Here is a 15,046-nt window from a genome sequence, read left to right on the forward strand (position 1 = left end):
CTACGTCCCGTCCCTGTCTCACCGCCCATTGGCTAAATTGTGCGTCAACGGCAGCAAGTGGCAACAAACCAGGGTGGTCGCGGCGAATATCGAAAGAGGCATGCAACTCAGCCACCGCCAGACCGGCCAACCACCCCGGATCTGCTGCCGTCACCGGCCGGTGACCTTGTCACCATTGTCGGTGATGTCCCGGTACATCGGCGCGAGGCGAGCCAGCAACTTGCCCTGCGCCCAGAACGGAACATTCTGCCGGTTCATGGCAACCTGCAACTCTTCCACCAGAACATTGAAATGCTCGCGGCGAATATCAAAGCGGGCATGAACCTGTTTCATGTCCTGACCAGTATATTTGCAGGGGCCCGACAATTCGACACAGAACTGCTCGGCCAGCATTTTGCGCAGCCTTTCTGGGTTGCTGTCCTTAAAAAAGGGCCCAATATGCGGATTATTGAAGATCAGGGGAACAAAATCGGCAACGACCTTGTCGATACCTTCCTTGCCCCCGAATGCTTCGAACGCCGCAGTGTCCATCGTTTGCGCATATGCAGGCACAGTGAACGCAGTCGTGCCGACCAGACCGGTTCCCACCAGCGCCAGCATAAGAATCTTTGCGATCTTCATAGTATCAGAACCCCACCTGGAGAGAGAGATACAGGGCTTTCTGGTCATCCTTAATGGCGACAGTGCCCAGATCGGCATACGCGACCGTCACCGACACGTTCTTTGACGGCACCCAGGCCACAAAGACATCGAACCAGTCGCTTTCCTTGACGATGGCCAGATTGTCAGGCTTGGAACGGTATTCGGCGCCAATCACCAGATTGCGGTTGATCAGATAGCCGATCGATCCTTCGACCATCGGTTCATAGTCATGATCGTTTGTGGACCCGAAGCCCAGGATGCCGATCTCGTTCGCCTTGGTCAGGCGTACCGTGCCGTTCAGCAACAGGTTATAGTCCAGGATCAGTTTGGTCGCCGACAGGTAGAAGTCGGTGCCATTACCGCTGTTGGCGCCAATGGCCTTCAGCAGCGCGTCGCGCTCATTATCCTTGTACTGGATGCCGACTGAAACCTGCGGCATCCAGGTATCCTGGTCCAGCACCGCGTCCCCGAACAACCGAACCTTTGCCCCCAGCACCGTCTGGCGGAACTCAAACCCTGCGCCAAGGCCCAGGGCCGCCCCAACGGAACGGGTGTCGAAAACCTGCTTGGCTGCCGACAACTCGACCCTGTCAAACAGTCCGATAGCTCCGCCATAGCTTGTGAGGCGGTAATTGTCGGCATAGACCTTGGTGATGAAGGCATTCGCCCCCACTTGATCGGCGGTTCCATAACCACCAATGATAGCCCAGGGCGCCAGGCCGCCACCCGCTGCGCCTTCCAGCTGGCTGAGGCCTCCGGTCGCCAGCAGCTTGCCCCCCGTCATCTCACGCGGGCCGGTATCCAGTGCCTGTGTCGCCACCATGGCCGGCTTTGCCGGTGTTGCGCTTTGCACCTGTGCATCTGCTGGCAATGCCAGCGTTATCATTGTGATACCAGCGACCAGCGCCGGTGTGACTTGCCTGCGACCATCCAGCATCATCGTTCGTACTTTCGCCTTCCTGTTACCAAGGCTGGCGGCCATCAGTGACCGTCATCTTGATAACGCGAGGAGGGCTCAGGCCGGATGCAGCCCAGGCAAAAATAATGTTCCGTGACTATTTCGGGGTATTTCCGTCGCGGTCGCGACTATGGCCGGGACGTTCTTTCGTCATCCGGCCGCCTGTTGTAGCCAACTGCCCAAATCCACCAGTGCGCGCGACGTATAGGCCTTCTTCCGGTCCTTGCCGTGCAGTTCCTTGCCGTTGGGCTGGCGATCGGTGATGGGCGGGAACAGGCCGAAATTGACGTTCATAGGCTGAAACGTCTCGGCCTCCGCGCCGCCGGTGATGTGGGACAGCAGGGCGCCCAGGGCCGTGGTGCGGGGGGGCAGGGAGGGTTCATGGCCCAGGCGGTCGGAGGCGGCGAAGCGGCCGGCCAGCAGGCCGACGGCCGCACTTTCCACATAGCCTTCGCAGCCCGTGATCTGGCCGGCGAAGCGCAGGCGCGGCAGGGATTTCAGGCGCAGGGTGCCATCCAGCAGGCGCGGGGAATTGATGAAGGTGTTGCGGTGCAGACCGCCCAGCCTGGCGAACTCGGCATTTTCCAGGCCGGGGATCATGCGGAACACCCGCACCTGCTCGGCATATTTCAGCTTGGTCTGGAACCCGACCAGATTATAGAGCGTGCCCAGCGCATTATCCTGGCGCAGCTGCACCACGGCGTGGGAGCGGGTGCCGGTATGCGGGTTGGTCAGGCCCACGGGCTTCATAGGGCCATAGCGCAAGGTGTCGACGCCGCGTTCGGCCATCACCTCGATCGGCAGGCAGCCTTCAAAATAGGGGGTGTTCTTCTCCCACTCCTTGAAGTCGCCCTTCTCCCCGTCGATCAGCGCCTGGATGAAGGAATGGTACTGCTCCTTGTCCATGGCGCAGTTGATATAGTCCTTACCGGTGCCGCCCGGCCCGACCTTGTCATAGCGCGACTGGAACCAAGCCTTGGACAGGTCGATGCTGTCGGTATGGATGATGGGGGCGATGGCGTCGAAGAAGCTCAGCTGCTCCTCGCCCGTGAAGGCCCGGATGGCCTCGCCCAGCTTCATGCTGGTCAGGGGGCCGGTGGCGATGATGGTGCTGTCCCAGTCTTCCGGCGGGATACCGTCGATCTCGCCCCGTTCCACGGTGACCAGCGGGTGGCTGGTCAGGGTGGCGGTGACATGTTCGGCGAAATGGTCGCGGTCCACGGCCAGCGCCCCGCCGGCCGGCACCTTGTGCGTGTCCGCCGCCGTCAGGATCAGCGAGCCGCAGCGGCGCATCTCCTCATGCAGCAGGCCGACAGCGTTGTATTCGGCATCGTCGGAGCGGAAGGAGTTGGAACAGACCAGCTCCGCGAAATGCTCCGTCTGATGCGCATCCGTTTTCTGGACGGGGCGCATCTCGTGCAGGATGACGGGGATGCCGGCCCGGGCGATCTGCCAGGCAGCTTCACTGCCGGCCATGCCGGCGCCGATGACGTGGATGGGTTTGTGCTGGGTCATGGGCGAGGGTTTGGCGCGGCGGAGCGGCGGCGTCAAGTCCCCGTGGTGCGATGTTTGTCATTCGGGTGAAAACGCACTGGCGTCAGCTTGATCCACCGTCACCCCGGCGAAAGCCGGGGCCCAGCGTAAGGCGCGGTCAGCGCCGACATGACTCATATCGCGGCAGACGCCGCTTAGCGCCTGGGCCCCGGCTTTCGCCGGGGTGACGGTTGGAGAGTGGGGAAGCGGCCTCACCCCAACCGCTGCGGTTCCGGCTCATGCGGCGGGTCGCTGGGGGGCAGTTCGCGGTCGGGCGGGCCACCGGGCTGTGGCGTCGGCACCTCGTCGGGCGGCGGCACCTCCGTCTGGTCGGGCGGGGTGGAACCGGGAAGCGGGGGGACGATGCCCATGGTGGCTCTCCTTCGTTGCTGTCCCTTTCAGAACCGTCGGGCGGGGGGATTTGTTCCGCCCGCATTCGCTGGCTGGACATTTCCGATATCGGATGTATTGTGCCGGGCCCTGACGAACCGAAATGTCCGCCGCCATCATGACCGCCCTTGCTGACGCCCCCGTTGAAGAGAGAATGCCCCGCCGCGTGAAGCGCCATGTGCGCGAGCTGGTGCGGCTGGCCGTGCCGGTGATCGTGGCGCAGGCGGGGGTGATCACCATGGCGCTGGTCGATACGCTGATGGTGGGGCAGTACAGCGCGCAGGAACTGGCCTATTTCGGGCTGGCCAACATGCCGGTCGGCGTGATGATCGCGGTGATGATCGGCCTGCTGATGGGGGTGCTGATCCTGTCGGCCCAGGCCGTGGGCAGGGGAGAGACGCATCTGACGGGCACCATCTGGCGCCGGTCGCTGCCCTATGCCCTGCTGATCGGCGGGACCATCGGCGTGGGCAGCCTGTGGGGGGAGGAATTCCTGCTGGCCATGGGCCAGACGCCGGAACTGGCGGCCGGCGGCGGGCGGGTGATGTTCATCGTGGCGGCGGGATTGCCGGCCGCCGGCCTGCACCTGGCCACCAGCCTGTATCTGGAGGGCATGAAGCGGCCGATCCCCGGCATGGTGGCCATGTTGATCGGCAATGTGCTGAATGTCGGCCTGTGCTGGCTGCTGGTCTGGGGGCATTGGGGGTTTCCGGCGATGGGGGCGGCCGGGGCGGCCTGGGCCACCACCATCCTGCGCTGGCTGGGCGCCATCGGCCTGATCACCTATGTCTGGTGGCATCCGATGCGCGAGGCGTGGGGCATCCGCGGCGGGTTCGGCGGCTGGTGGCGCAATGCGGGGGAGCAGCGCCGGGTGGGCTATGCTGCCGGCCTGTCCAATGGGCTGGAGGGATCGGCCTTCGCGGCCCTGGGCCTTTTCGCGGGCTGGTTGGGGGCGGCGGCGATGGGGGCGTACACGATCGCGCTCTATCTGACGGCACTGCCTTTCATGTGCGCGCTGGGGCTGGCATCGGCGACGTCGGTGCGGGTGGGCAACGCGTTCGGGGCGGGCGACAGCCGCGAGACGCGCTTCGCCGGCTGGACGGGGCTGGGCGTGGCGGCGGCGGGGCTGTCATTCGTGGGGCTGTTCCTGCTGTCATTCTCCGGTTTCATTGCCGGGCAGTTCAGCCATGATCCGGCCGTGGTCGCCCTGGCGGCGCCGCTGCTGGTCATCGCGGCCTGGCTGCTGGTGGCCGATGGCGGGCAGGTGGTGATGGCCCATGCGTTGCGGGCCCGCAACGATACCTGGGTGCCCACGGTGCTGCATTTCTTCAGCTATTACATGGTGATGATCCCCGCGGCCTATCTGTTGGCCTTTACCATGGGCCATGGGGTGACCGGGCTTTACGGCGGCATCTTCATCGCCAGCTTCGTGTCGGTCAGCTTCCTGACCACCCGCTTCTGGTGGCTGTCGCGCAAGCTGTGAAGCGACGAGGGGCATCCAAGCCCCTTTCATTGTTCGCACCCGCGAATGGTGCTACAAGAGGCGTCCGATGGCCGGTCCCGCCGGCCCTTCGCTTGTAGACCCGTAATGACGAGTTCCGCTCGGTGACTTCCACGCCCGCTCTGCCGTCCGATATCACGCCCATCACCATCGAAGATGAGATGCGGCGATCCTATCTCGATTACGCGATGAGCGTGATCGTCAGCCGGGCCCTGCCGGATGTGCGCGACGGGTTGAAACCTGTGCATCGCCGCATCCTGTTCGCCATGAAGGAAGGCGGATACGACAGTACCAAGCCCTATAAGAAGTCGGCGCGTATCGTCGGCGACGTGATGGGTAAGTACCATCCGCATGGCGACAGCGCGATTTATGACGCCATGGTCCGCATGGCGCAGGATTTCTCCATGCGCCTGCCCCTGATCGATGGTCAGGGCAATTACGGCTCCATGGATGGCGACGCGGCGGCGGCCATGCGCTACACCGAGGCCCGTCTGGCCAAGGTGGCCGAATTCATGCTGGACGATATCGACAAGGAAACCGTCGATTTCCAGCCGAACTATGACGAATCGGAAGAAGAACCAACGGTCCTGCCGGCCAAGTTCCCCAATCTGCTGGTCAATGGTGCCGGCGGCATCGCCGTGGGCATGGCCACCAACATCCCGCCCCATAATCTGGGCGAGGTGATCGACGCCTGCCTGGCCTATATCGACAATCCCGACATCTCCATCGATGAGCTGATCGAGATCGTTCCGGGTCCGGATTTTCCCACAGGCGCCCTGATCCTGGGCCGGTCTGGCATCCGCTCGGCCTTCCACACGGGCCGTGGCAGCGTGATCATGCGCGCCAAGACCGAGGTGGAGGAGATCCGCAAGGATCGCTGGGCCATCGTCGCCACCGAAATCCCGTTCCAGGTCAATAAGTCCAAGCTGCTGGAACGCATCGCCGAGTGCGTGAACGAGAAGCTGGTCGAGGGCATCAGCGACGTCCGCGACGAGTCGGACCGCGACGGCGTGCGTGTGGTGGTCGAGCTGAAGCGCGATGCCGTGCCCGACGTGGTGCTGGCCCAGCTGTTCCGCCATACGGCGCTGCAGACCAGTTTCGGCGTCAATACCCTGGCGCTGAATGGCGGCCGGCCGGAGCTGATGGATCTGAAGACCATCATCGCCGCCTTCGTTCGCTTCCGCGAACAGGTGGTGACGCGGCGCACGGAGTTCGAACTGGGCAAGGCGCGCGAACGCGCCCACATCCTGGTTGGTCTGGCCGTGGCGGTCGCCAATCTGGATGAGATGATCGCCCTGATCCGTAACGCGCCCGACCCGCAGACGGCGCGTGAGCAGATGATGGCCCATGATTGGCCCGCCGCCGACGTGGCCCCGCTGATCGCCCTGATCGACGAGCCGGGCCGCGGCCTGTCGGAAGCCGGGACCTACCGCGTGTCGGAAGCCCAGGCCCGCGCCATCCTGGACCTGCGCCTGCACCGCCTGACCGGGCTGGAGCGCGACAAGATCGGCGACGAGCTGACCGGCGTCACCGACCAGATCCGGTATTTCCTGTCGGTGCTGGCCGACCGCGCCCTGTTGCTGGAGATCATCCGCAACGAGCTGGGTGACATGAAGGCCCGCTTCGCCACCCCGCGCCGGACCACCATCGAGGAGTCGGAGTTCGAGTCCGATATCGAGGACCTGATCCAGCGCGAGGACATGGTCGTCATCGTCACCCAGGGCGGCTATATCAAGCGTGTGCCGGTCTCCACCTACCGGGCGCAGGCGCGTGGCGGCAAGGGACGGTCGGGCATGAGCCTGAAGGCGGAGGACAATGTCTCCGACCTGTTCGTGGCCAATACCCACACGCCTATGCTGTTCTTCACCAGCCGCGGCATCGTGCACAAGCTGAAGGTCTGGCGCCTGCCGCAGGGCACGCCGCAGACCCGCGGCAAGGCCCTGGTCAATCTGCTGCCGCTGGAGGAGGGGGAAACCATCTCCACCGTCATGCCGATGCCGGAGGATGAGGGCACCTGGGGCGATCTGGAAATCGTGTTCGCCACATCCAAGGGCGGCATCCGCCGCAACAAGCTGTCGGACTTCCAGAATATCCGCGCCAATGGCCTGATCGCCATGAAGCTGGAGGAAGAGGGCGAGACGCTGATCGCGGTGCGCACCTGCACCGACCAGGATGACGTGCTGCTGGCCACCCATCTGGGCCGCTGCATCCGCTTCCCCGTGACCGAGGTCCGCGTGTTCAGTGGCCGCACCTCCACCGGTGTGCGCGGCATCAGGCTGGCGAATGGCGACGCGGTGATCGGCATGTCGATCCTGCACCATACCGATTACAGCATGGAAGAACGCGCCGCCTATCTGAAGCAGGCCCGCGAGCTGCGCCGCGCCGAGGGTGAAGACACGGATGATGCGGTCGATGTCGATGCCGAGCCTGTGGGCGAGGCGACCCTGTCGCCGGAGCAGTATGCCGAGATGAAGGCGCGCGAGGAGATGATCCTCACCGTATCGGAACAGGGCTTCGGCAAGCGCACGTCGGCCTATGAGTATCGGCTGACCGGCCGGGGCGGCCAGGGCATCTGGAACATGGATATGGGTGACCGCAACAAGGCCATCGCGGCCGTGTTCCCCATCCACGAGACGGACCAGCTGATGATGGTCAGCGATGGCGGCCAGGTCATCCGCATGCCCGTCCACGATATCCGCCTGACGGGCCGCAAGAGCAAGGGCGTCACCCTGTTCCGCCTTGCTGGCGACGAGACGGTGGTCTCCGTCGCCCGGCTGGAGGATGACGGGTCGGACGCCGAAGGCGCCGCAGCCGGCGAGGCCGTGAGCGAGTAACGATGCAGGTTGGCCGCCCGGGGCGACAATCCCTGGGGCGGTTCCGGTACAAGTGCCCGGACCATGGATCCGGGACGGCCGGTTTAAGTCGAAAGAGGGGAAGAGAGGATCATGGCGGGATCGCGTATCGGCGTGTATCCGGGGACGTTCGACCCCGTGACCAATGGCCATTTTGACATTATCCAGCGTGCCGCCCGCCTGGTGGATCATCTGATCGTCGGCGTGGCCAGTAATGCCGGCAAGGGGCCGCTCTACAGCACCGACGAACGCGTGGCCCTGGTGGTGGGCGAGCTGGCAACGCTGAGCGTACCCGGCTGCAGCGTGGAGGTGCGGCCCTTCGACAAGCTGCTGATGAAGTTCGCCATGGATTGCGGGGCCGGCGTCATCATCCGCGGCCTGCGCGCCGTCTCCGACTTCGAGTACGAATTCCAGATGGCGGGCATGAATGCCCGGCTGAACCCGGCCATTGACACCGTCTTCCTGATGGCGTCGGACAAGCACCAGTTCATCTCCTCGCGCTTCGTGAAGGAGATCGGGCGGTTGGGCGGCGACATCAGCCAGTTCGTCAGCCCGCGCGTGGCGGCCAGCCTGCAGGCACGGTTCGACGCCGAAAAGGCCGCGAACCCATCTTAAAGCCGTGCAATTGTTGGGGGTGCGGTGCCGCATTCGCGCTGTTGACGGGGGCGGCCCGCTTGCCTATGGTGCGCGCCACTTCGCGGGGATTGATTCCGTAGCTCAGTCGGTAGAGCACGTGACTTTTAATCATGGGGTCGTGGGTTCGAATCCCACCGGAATCACCATTCTCCTGCGAAATCAGGTATTTGCAAAAGGCCCGGACATCGTTCCGGGCCTTTTCGCTTGCAGCGTCGCGGCATGGCAGAATCCGTCCTGGATTTCAAATCACCTTCAGCCCACCACGTCATCTGCGGCGGCGGGGGGCTGAAGACCGGAACTTCTTGATCATATACGCTTGGACCCATGGCGGCGATTGCGTTCCCCCGTCGCTCCCGAACATAATCGCGGCACGGAAGGCCTTCCGCCGGTGACAGGCAGGAGGGGCAGGTTCCGGTTATTTTTGGTGGACGGACGCACCCTTGCTGAGCCCTTGGTACCGCATCCAGGAAGATGAGACGATCAGGGCGGCGCAGTCGGCGGCCTTTGTGCGGCAGTTGCCGATGATCATCCTGGGCAACCTGTTCGGTGCCTGGATCGGTGCGGTGGTGCTGAAGGACCATTTCACGCTGATTGAACTGCTGCCGCTTCTGGCCGGCGTGCCGCTTCTGATGCTGCCCGCCATCCGGGGCCTGCTGCGCAGTCGCGGCCGTCGGCCCAAGCACGGGGCGTCGCGCCGGCGAATCCGGGCGATCATCATGAGTTCCGCCATCATGGGCCTCTATTGGGCCGGCATGATGCTGTTCTATCTGTTCGAGGCGCCCTCGGCGGCCAGGGCGTTGCTGCTGGGCGGCTGCGCCTTCCTGGCGGTGGGGGCCAATGCCGCCCTGTCGGTGATTCCCCAGGCCTGTCTGGCCTATGCCGGGCCGATGATGGCGGCGGCCCTGGTTCTCAGTGTTGCTGACCGCCAGGACCCGGTCTGGCTGGGCATGGCGCTGCTGATGGCGCTGATGACCTTGGGGCAGATCCTGTTTCTGCGCGGCAACTGGGAAGGGTTTCGCACCCTGCGCTGGGGGGAGGATCGGATGGCCGCCGCCCAGCGCGTGGCCAATCTGGCCTGGCTGGTGGAGGATATCGATGGCGGCGGCTGCGAGATATCGGGCAACCTGCCCCGGCTGATGGGCTTGTCGGTGCTGGAGACCCTGCGGTCCGACAAGCTGCCGCGTCTGATCGCCGACCGGTTGCAAGCCGGAGCCGAGGGGGAGCCGCTTTATACGGCCGATGGCGTGGTCAACCGGCTTTGCCGCCTGGTCCTGCCCGACGGGACGCGGCGCTGGATTCGCGAGGAAAGCGCACCGGTTCCGGGGGATAATGGCCGGGTGGTGCAATGGGTCCGCACCTTCCAGGACGTCACCCAGCTGGAGGAGGCGCGGGAGACCGCGCGCTCACGCGAGGCGATGTTATCGACCGTGCTGGACACGGTTGACCAGGGGATCATCGCGTTCGACGCCAACCTGCGCATCCTGGCCTTCAATACCCGCTTCGTTTCCATGCATGGCTTGCCGCCCGGCCTGTGCCGACAGGGGGTGGACGTGCGCGATCTGGTCCGATGGAAGGCCCTGCGCAATGAATATGGCCCTGTACCGCCCGAGGGCGTGGAGGCCATTGTGGATCAGAGGCTGGCTGTCACCGACCAGAATGTGCCGCACCGGTTCGAGATGAAGCGGCCCGACGGGGCGGTGCTGGAGGTGCATGGCAATCCCATGCCTGGCGGCGGCTTCGTGACCTCCTATGCCGATGTGACCGAGGCGCGGCAGCGCGAGGAGGAGCAGAAGCGGCTGGCCGATGCGCTGGGCGAGGCCAAGCTGGCCGCCGAGGCGGCGAGCCGCGCCAAGTCGGAATTCCTGGCCAATATGAGCCACGAAATCCGCACGCCGATGAATGCCGTGATCGGCATGAGCTATCTGGCGCTGCGCACCGAACTGCCGCCCAAGGCGCGCGAATATCTGTTGCGGATCGAGGAGGCGGGCAAATCACTCTTGGGCATCATCAACAGCGTCCTGGACCTGTCGAAGATCGAGGCGGGCCGCGTCAATATCGAATGCGTGGATTTCCTGCTGGACGAGTTGCTGGACGGCGTCGCCTCCCTGCATGGTGACGAGGCGCGGCGCAAGGGGCTGCAATTCATCCTGCGCCGGCCCACGGGCACGCCGCGCGTGCTGCTGGGCGATCCGCTGCGCCTGACCCAGGTGATCAGCAACCTGGTGGCCAACGCCCTGAAATTCACCCATGAAGGGCGGGTCACCCTTTCCGTCGGGTTCGAGGCGGTGGAGAGCGAGGCGCTGCGCCTGTCGGTGCAGGTCGAGGATACCGGCATCGGCATGAGCGCCGACCAGATCGAGCGGCTGTTCGTCAGCTTCTCCCAGGCTGACAGTTCCACCACCCGCCGCTATGGCGGCACCGGTCTGGGCCTGGCCATCAGCCGGCAGCTGGTGGATATGATGGGCGGATTGATCGGCGTCGAGAGCCGGGTGGGAGAGGGGAGCCGCTTCTATTTCAGCCTGCCACTGCGCTGGCGGCCCGCGACGGCTGATGAACAGCCGCATGGCGATGTCGATCTGACCGGCCGGCGTGCCCTGCTGGTCGATGACAGTGCCCTGGCCATCGATGTGCTGTCCACGATGCTGGACCAGTACGGATTGCGGGTGGATGGCGTGCGCACGGTGGAGGAAGCGCTGACCTGTCTGCGCCAGGCGGAGGCAGCGGGCGCGAATTACGATCTGGTGATCACCGACTGGCGCATGCCAGGCGCCGATGGTCTGGACCTGTGCCGCGCCATCATGGCCGCCGCCGCCCCGCCCCCGCCTTTGCTGATGGTGTCCGCCTATGACGTGGACGAGCTGGCTGCCCTGACGGCGGGGACGCCGGTGCGCCAGATATTGGCCAAGCCGGTGACACCGACGGCCCTGCGCGAGGCCTTGCGCCAGGCTTTCGGCCATGCGCGCGGCCCCAGCGGCTGCGGCGCCACGCCGGAGGAACGGCTGGCGCCCGTGGCGGGGGCGGAGATATTGCTGGCGGAGGATAACCCACTGAACCAGCAGGTGGCGCTTGACATGCTGAACCGCTGGGGCATGAACGTTACCCTGGCGGAGGATGGCAGCCAGGCCGCCGACAAGGTGCGGGCCAAGCGCTTCGATCTGGTGCTGATGGATATCCAGATGCCGGTGATGGACGGGTACCAGGCGACCCGCGCCATCCGGGAGGAGGAGGTGACCATCCCCGGTTCGCGGCGCGTACCCATCCTGGCCATGACGGCGCATGCCCTGCAAAGCGACCGGCTGCGTTGCCGCGAGGCCGGCATGGACGGCCATGTCACCAAGCCTGTCGTGGTGGAGGAACTGGTCGACGCGCTGCTGGCCTGGCTGCCGCGCCGCAACGCACCGGAGACGGGGCAGAAGAAGCACACCGCGCCGGAGCCCAGGCCGCTGCCGCCCTTCCTGCATGAATTGACGCCGCTGCTGGATGTGGGCAACGCGCTGAAGCAAGCTGGGGGCAATCCCGAGTTGCTGCTGCAACTGATGGACGGGTTCGCCCGTCAGCAGGGCAGGGACTTCCTGCATTTGCGCGCAGCGATCCATGGCGGAGATGTCGCCAGGGCGTTGCCGATCCTGCATGCCCTGGCCGGGACCGCGGCCAGCATTGGTGCCGCCGATCTGGGCGAGGCGGCCAGGGATGTGGAAAACCGGGCGCGGGAAGGGGAAGCGGGGTGGTCCGATGCGGCCGATATCCTGCTGGACAGGCTTTCCGCGATCCTGGCCAGGCTGGCACAGCGGCCGTCCCCGGCACCCGCAATATCGCCACCCGCCGCCCCCCTGGCACCCGCCGCGGGCCCGCATCTGCTGATCGTGGATGACAGCGATCTGAACCTGACACTGGTTTCCAGTCTGCTGAAACGCGCCGGTTACCGCATCAGCCAGGCGGCATCCGGGCAGGCGGCGATTGATGCCGTCGCGGCCACCGCGTTCGACGGGGTGCTGATGGATGTGCAGATGCCGGGCATGGACGGGATGGAGGCGACGCGCCGCATCCGGGCCTTGCCGGAACCTGGGTGTGATGTCCGCATCATCGCCATGACGGCGGAAGACCGGACCCGCGTCTGGCCGGCGCTGGCGGCCGCGGGCATGGATGGGTTCATCGGCAAGCCCTTCACCGCCGCATCGCTGGTGGCGGATGTGAAAGCCGTGCTGTCGGCGGCAGAGGAGCGGGTCTGACCTACGGCCGGACCAACCCCGACAGTGGCACCCGCGTCACCTGAACATCCTCCTTGTTGGTGGTGTAGGCGACGTAGAGATGGCCGTTCCAGATGATGCTCTTGGGATAATGATATCCCGGCCGCTTGTACCGGCCGGCGAAACGCAGGGGTTGCAGGTCGCCCGCCCCGCGCAGCAGGAAGGCGCGGTCAAATAGTTTTCCATCCGCCGACAGGGTCAGGGCGAGTGGAATGCGCGACCGGTCATGGCTGACGGCCGTGGCCAGGAAGGCGGTGCCGTCGGGCAGGTTGCCGGCACTCTGCTTGGCGCGGGCATCGGGCATGCCGGTCAGGGCGGGGCGTGACCAGCTTTCCCCGCCATCGCAGCTTTCCGATGCCAGGGTGCGGAAACTTTCATCCTGGTCGCGGAACACCATCACCGCGCAGCCTTGCCGCAGGAACAGGCTGGGTTCCAACTCCCGGCTGACCCTTCCCTGATGGGGCAGGTTCTCCAACCGCCCCCGCACCCAGCCGGACACGGCCAGCGGATCATCGGTGTAGAAAGGGGCCACGATCATGCCCGGCCGCTGATGGAAGGCGGTGATGATGCGTCCGCCGGGCAGCCTATGGGGGTCCTGCTCGATAATGCCCTCCACCGGTTTGCCATCCTTGCCCATCACGCGGCGGGGCGGTGACCAGTTCACCCCATCCTGGCTGATCCGGTATTCGGCATAACCGCCGTCGCCCGATTGGAAGCCGGTGGGCCAGACATTGGCGAAGGCGACCAGTTTCCGGCCATCGGTCCACCAGCCGCCATTGGAGCGCATCTGTCCCGGCACGGTGGCGGACGGTGACAGGATGGCAAGGGGTGTCCAGCTCTGGCCGCCATCATCGCTGTGGCTATGGGCGATCCAGGTGTCCAGCGTATCCTCATCCCGCTGCGACACCTGCCATTGCGCATGCAGGCGGCCTTTGAACGCCACCAGCACGACGCCGTTATGGAAAAGGTCGCTGCCGGCGGTGGGCGCATGGATGGTGAAGGTTTGCGTGCCCGGTGCCGGCTTCAGGCCCAGATCGCCCGGCCGGGCCGCGTCGAACAGGCCAGTCGCCACGGTGAAGGGGGTATCCTCCGCCATGGCCACCGGTGTCATCAGGCAGATGGCGAGCAGAAGGGACGGAAGGCGGTTGTGCATCAGGCATCATCCTGCGGGTTGCCGCCATCCCCGACGCGGCGCCGGAGGTTGCCCACGGTCTGGGGGGAAACGCCGACGCGGCGCGCGATCTCACGGTCGGGCAGGGCGGCCATGGCGGGGTCGGCCAGGATGCGGATCACTTCCTCCCGCCGTTCCGACGCGGTGCGGAAATGGGTGGGCTGGCCGCCATCCCCCTCATTGCCGTCCTGGCCGCGGGCAGCGCGGTCCAGCCCGGCCAAGTGGCGCAGGTCGGCCAGGATCGCTGCCTCCACCCAACTGCCGCGCCCGCTATGCGCCCGCCAATATTCAGCCCGGGCTAGCGCGTCTTGGATAGTGGCGGCGCGCAGCCCATGTTCGACCAGCCGCCGGATGGCGATGGCCCGCGCATAAGCCGGCAGGTCCAGATGCAGGGTTGGGTCGACATCGTCGGCCACCACCTGTCCGTCCATGCCGCGCATGGACGCGATCTCCGCCCCCCGCCGCTCCCAATATTCCAGTTCCGCCATGGCGCCGGCGACGCTGATCGGCAGGGAATAGGCGGTTTCCACCGCCCGGCGGATCTCCGGCGGCATGTGGCGGGGCAGGCTGGCGCTGGTCCAGCCGGAGAGGCTGCGCGTCCAGCGCTCGTTGGGGGCGTCCTGGGCCACCGACCAGCGGGCCACGGCGACGCGCAGCAGCTTTTCGCGCGAACAGGGCGCCAGCACCGCGTCGCGCCCGCCATGACGGTCCAGCACCGTCTTTGGATCGGGAATACCCATGCGCGCCCGCCGTCCCTTGAAATCGGGCCGGGGCGGGGGGGCGGATGCGGGGGCCGGCGCGGGCGGCGGCGGCGGTGGGGCCGGGGGCGGGGGCGACGGGGCCGGCGTACCCGTCTCCATCAGCATGGCGGCAAGGTCGGCGAAGCGCTTGCCGTCGCGGGCCAGGAGGCGCCGGGCACTTTCAATGGCGGCGGCAGCCTCCCCCTCGTTCGAGCTGTCGACCAGGGCCAGCACCTTGCCCAGCTTTACCAAATCCAGCATGTGCCAACCGTCCATATTGGACGGCCAGCATAGCAGCCCGCCGGCCGCTGTCCAGTTCGGCAGCACATCCATAGGGTCAGGAGGTAAATAGCATGACCGCCGCCGCAAACACCCT

Annotated in this window: 10 protein-coding genes and 1 tRNA gene; 5 read left to right on the plus strand and 6 right to left on the minus strand. The window is 65.7% G+C overall.

Features of this window, described 5'->3' with window-relative positions:
- Positions 1-150: 150 nt before the first annotated feature.
- The 4 genes from AC1Q7F_RS08670 to AC1Q7F_RS08685 all read right to left on the minus strand — a co-directional run bounded on the left by AC1Q7F_RS08670 (position 151) and on the right by AC1Q7F_RS08685 (position 3,504).
- Complete coding sequence (locus AC1Q7F_RS08670) at positions 151-621, minus strand: group I truncated hemoglobin (protein WP_492505780.1); 471 nt, start codon at positions 619-621, stop codon at positions 151-153.
- Between the two features lie 4 nt (positions 622-625).
- Entirely contained in the window at positions 626-1,624 is a 999-nt protein-coding gene (locus tag AC1Q7F_RS08675) for a DUF3034 family protein (protein WP_492505782.1), read from the minus strand.
- Between the two features lie 126 nt (positions 1,625-1,750).
- The gene (trmFO, locus tag AC1Q7F_RS08680; RefSeq protein WP_492505784.1) at positions 1,751-3,115 is read right to left on the minus strand and encodes a methylenetetrahydrofolate--tRNA-(uracil(54)-C(5))-methyltransferase (FADH(2)-oxidizing) TrmFO; all 1,365 of its coding nucleotides are present in this window, start codon (positions 3,113-3,115) and stop codon (positions 1,751-1,753) included.
- A 230-nt stretch (positions 3,116-3,345) separates the two neighbouring features.
- Entirely contained in the window at positions 3,346-3,504 is a 159-nt protein-coding gene (locus AC1Q7F_RS08685) for a hypothetical protein (protein WP_492505785.1), read from the minus strand.
- Positions 3,505-3,677: 173 nt separating this feature from the next.
- Here AC1Q7F_RS08685 and AC1Q7F_RS08690 point away from each other — a divergent pair, with 173 nt between their 5' ends.
- The 5 genes from AC1Q7F_RS08690 to AC1Q7F_RS08710 all read left to right on the plus strand — a co-directional run bounded on the left by AC1Q7F_RS08690 (position 3,678) and on the right by AC1Q7F_RS08710 (position 12,741).
- Entirely contained in the window at positions 3,678-5,006 is a 1,329-nt protein-coding gene (locus tag AC1Q7F_RS08690; RefSeq protein ID WP_492505786.1) for an MATE family efflux transporter, read from the plus strand.
- A gap of 122 nt (positions 5,007-5,128) precedes the next feature.
- The gene (gene gyrA, locus AC1Q7F_RS08695) at positions 5,129-7,858 is read left to right on the plus strand and encodes a DNA gyrase subunit A (protein ID WP_492505788.1); all 2,730 of its coding nucleotides are present in this window, start codon (positions 5,129-5,131) and stop codon (positions 7,856-7,858) included.
- Between the two features lie 111 nt (positions 7,859-7,969).
- The gene (gene coaD, locus AC1Q7F_RS08700) at positions 7,970-8,491 is read left to right on the plus strand and encodes a pantetheine-phosphate adenylyltransferase (RefSeq protein ID WP_492505790.1); all 522 of its coding nucleotides are present in this window, start codon (positions 7,970-7,972) and stop codon (positions 8,489-8,491) included.
- Positions 8,492-8,582: 91 nt separating this feature from the next.
- Positions 8,583-8,658: transfer RNA gene (locus AC1Q7F_RS08705), tRNA-Lys, on the plus strand.
- A 294-nt stretch (positions 8,659-8,952) separates the two neighbouring features.
- Positions 8,953-12,741: a response regulator gene (locus tag AC1Q7F_RS08710; protein ID WP_492505791.1), complete on the plus strand. Its 3,789-nt coding sequence runs from the start codon at positions 8,953-8,955 to the stop codon at positions 12,739-12,741.
- Between the two features lies 1 nt (position 12,742).
- Here the strand turns inward: AC1Q7F_RS08710 and AC1Q7F_RS08715 are convergent, their stop codons facing one another.
- Positions 12,743-13,912, minus strand: a complete 1,170-nt coding sequence (locus AC1Q7F_RS08715; RefSeq protein ID WP_492505793.1) for a sialidase family protein — start codon at positions 13,910-13,912, stop codon at positions 12,743-12,745.
- Positions 13,912-14,931: a DUF2786 domain-containing protein gene (locus AC1Q7F_RS08720; protein ID WP_492505795.1), complete on the minus strand. Its 1,020-nt coding sequence runs from the start codon at positions 14,929-14,931 to the stop codon at positions 13,912-13,914. Before AC1Q7F_RS08720 ends, AC1Q7F_RS08715 begins: the two co-directional genes overlap by 1 nt.
- Between the last annotated feature and the right edge of the window lie 115 nt (positions 14,932-15,046).

Source organism: Niveispirillum sp. GW835-FHT14G11 (assembly GCF_058793615.1).

Bases quoted from the DNA above. Each gene is read 5' to 3' on its own strand.
- AC1Q7F_RS08670 (WP_492505780.1), bottom strand. From the start codon at position 621: ATGAAGATCGCAAAGATTCTTATGCTGGCGCTGGTGGGAACCGGTCTG.
- AC1Q7F_RS08675 (WP_492505782.1), bottom strand. From the start codon at position 1,624: ATGGCCGCCAGCCTTGGTAACAGGAAGGCGAAAGTACGAACGATGATG.
- trmFO (WP_492505784.1), bottom strand. From the start codon at position 3,115: ATGACCCAGCACAAACCCATCCACGTCATCGGCGCCGGCATGGCCGGC.
- AC1Q7F_RS08685 (WP_492505785.1), bottom strand. From the start codon at position 3,504: ATGGGCATCGTCCCCCCGCTTCCCGGTTCCACCCCGCCCGACCAGACG.
- AC1Q7F_RS08690 (WP_492505786.1), top strand. From the start codon at position 3,678: ATGCCCCGCCGCGTGAAGCGCCATGTGCGCGAGCTGGTGCGGCTGGCC.
- coaD (WP_492505790.1), top strand. From the start codon at position 7,970: ATGGCGGGATCGCGTATCGGCGTGTATCCGGGGACGTTCGACCCCGTG.
- AC1Q7F_RS08715 (WP_492505793.1), bottom strand. From the start codon at position 13,912: ATGCACAACCGCCTTCCGTCCCTTCTGCTCGCCATCTGCCTGATGACA.
- AC1Q7F_RS08720 (WP_492505795.1), bottom strand. From the start codon at position 14,931: ATGCTGGATTTGGTAAAGCTGGGCAAGGTGCTGGCCCTGGTCGACAGC.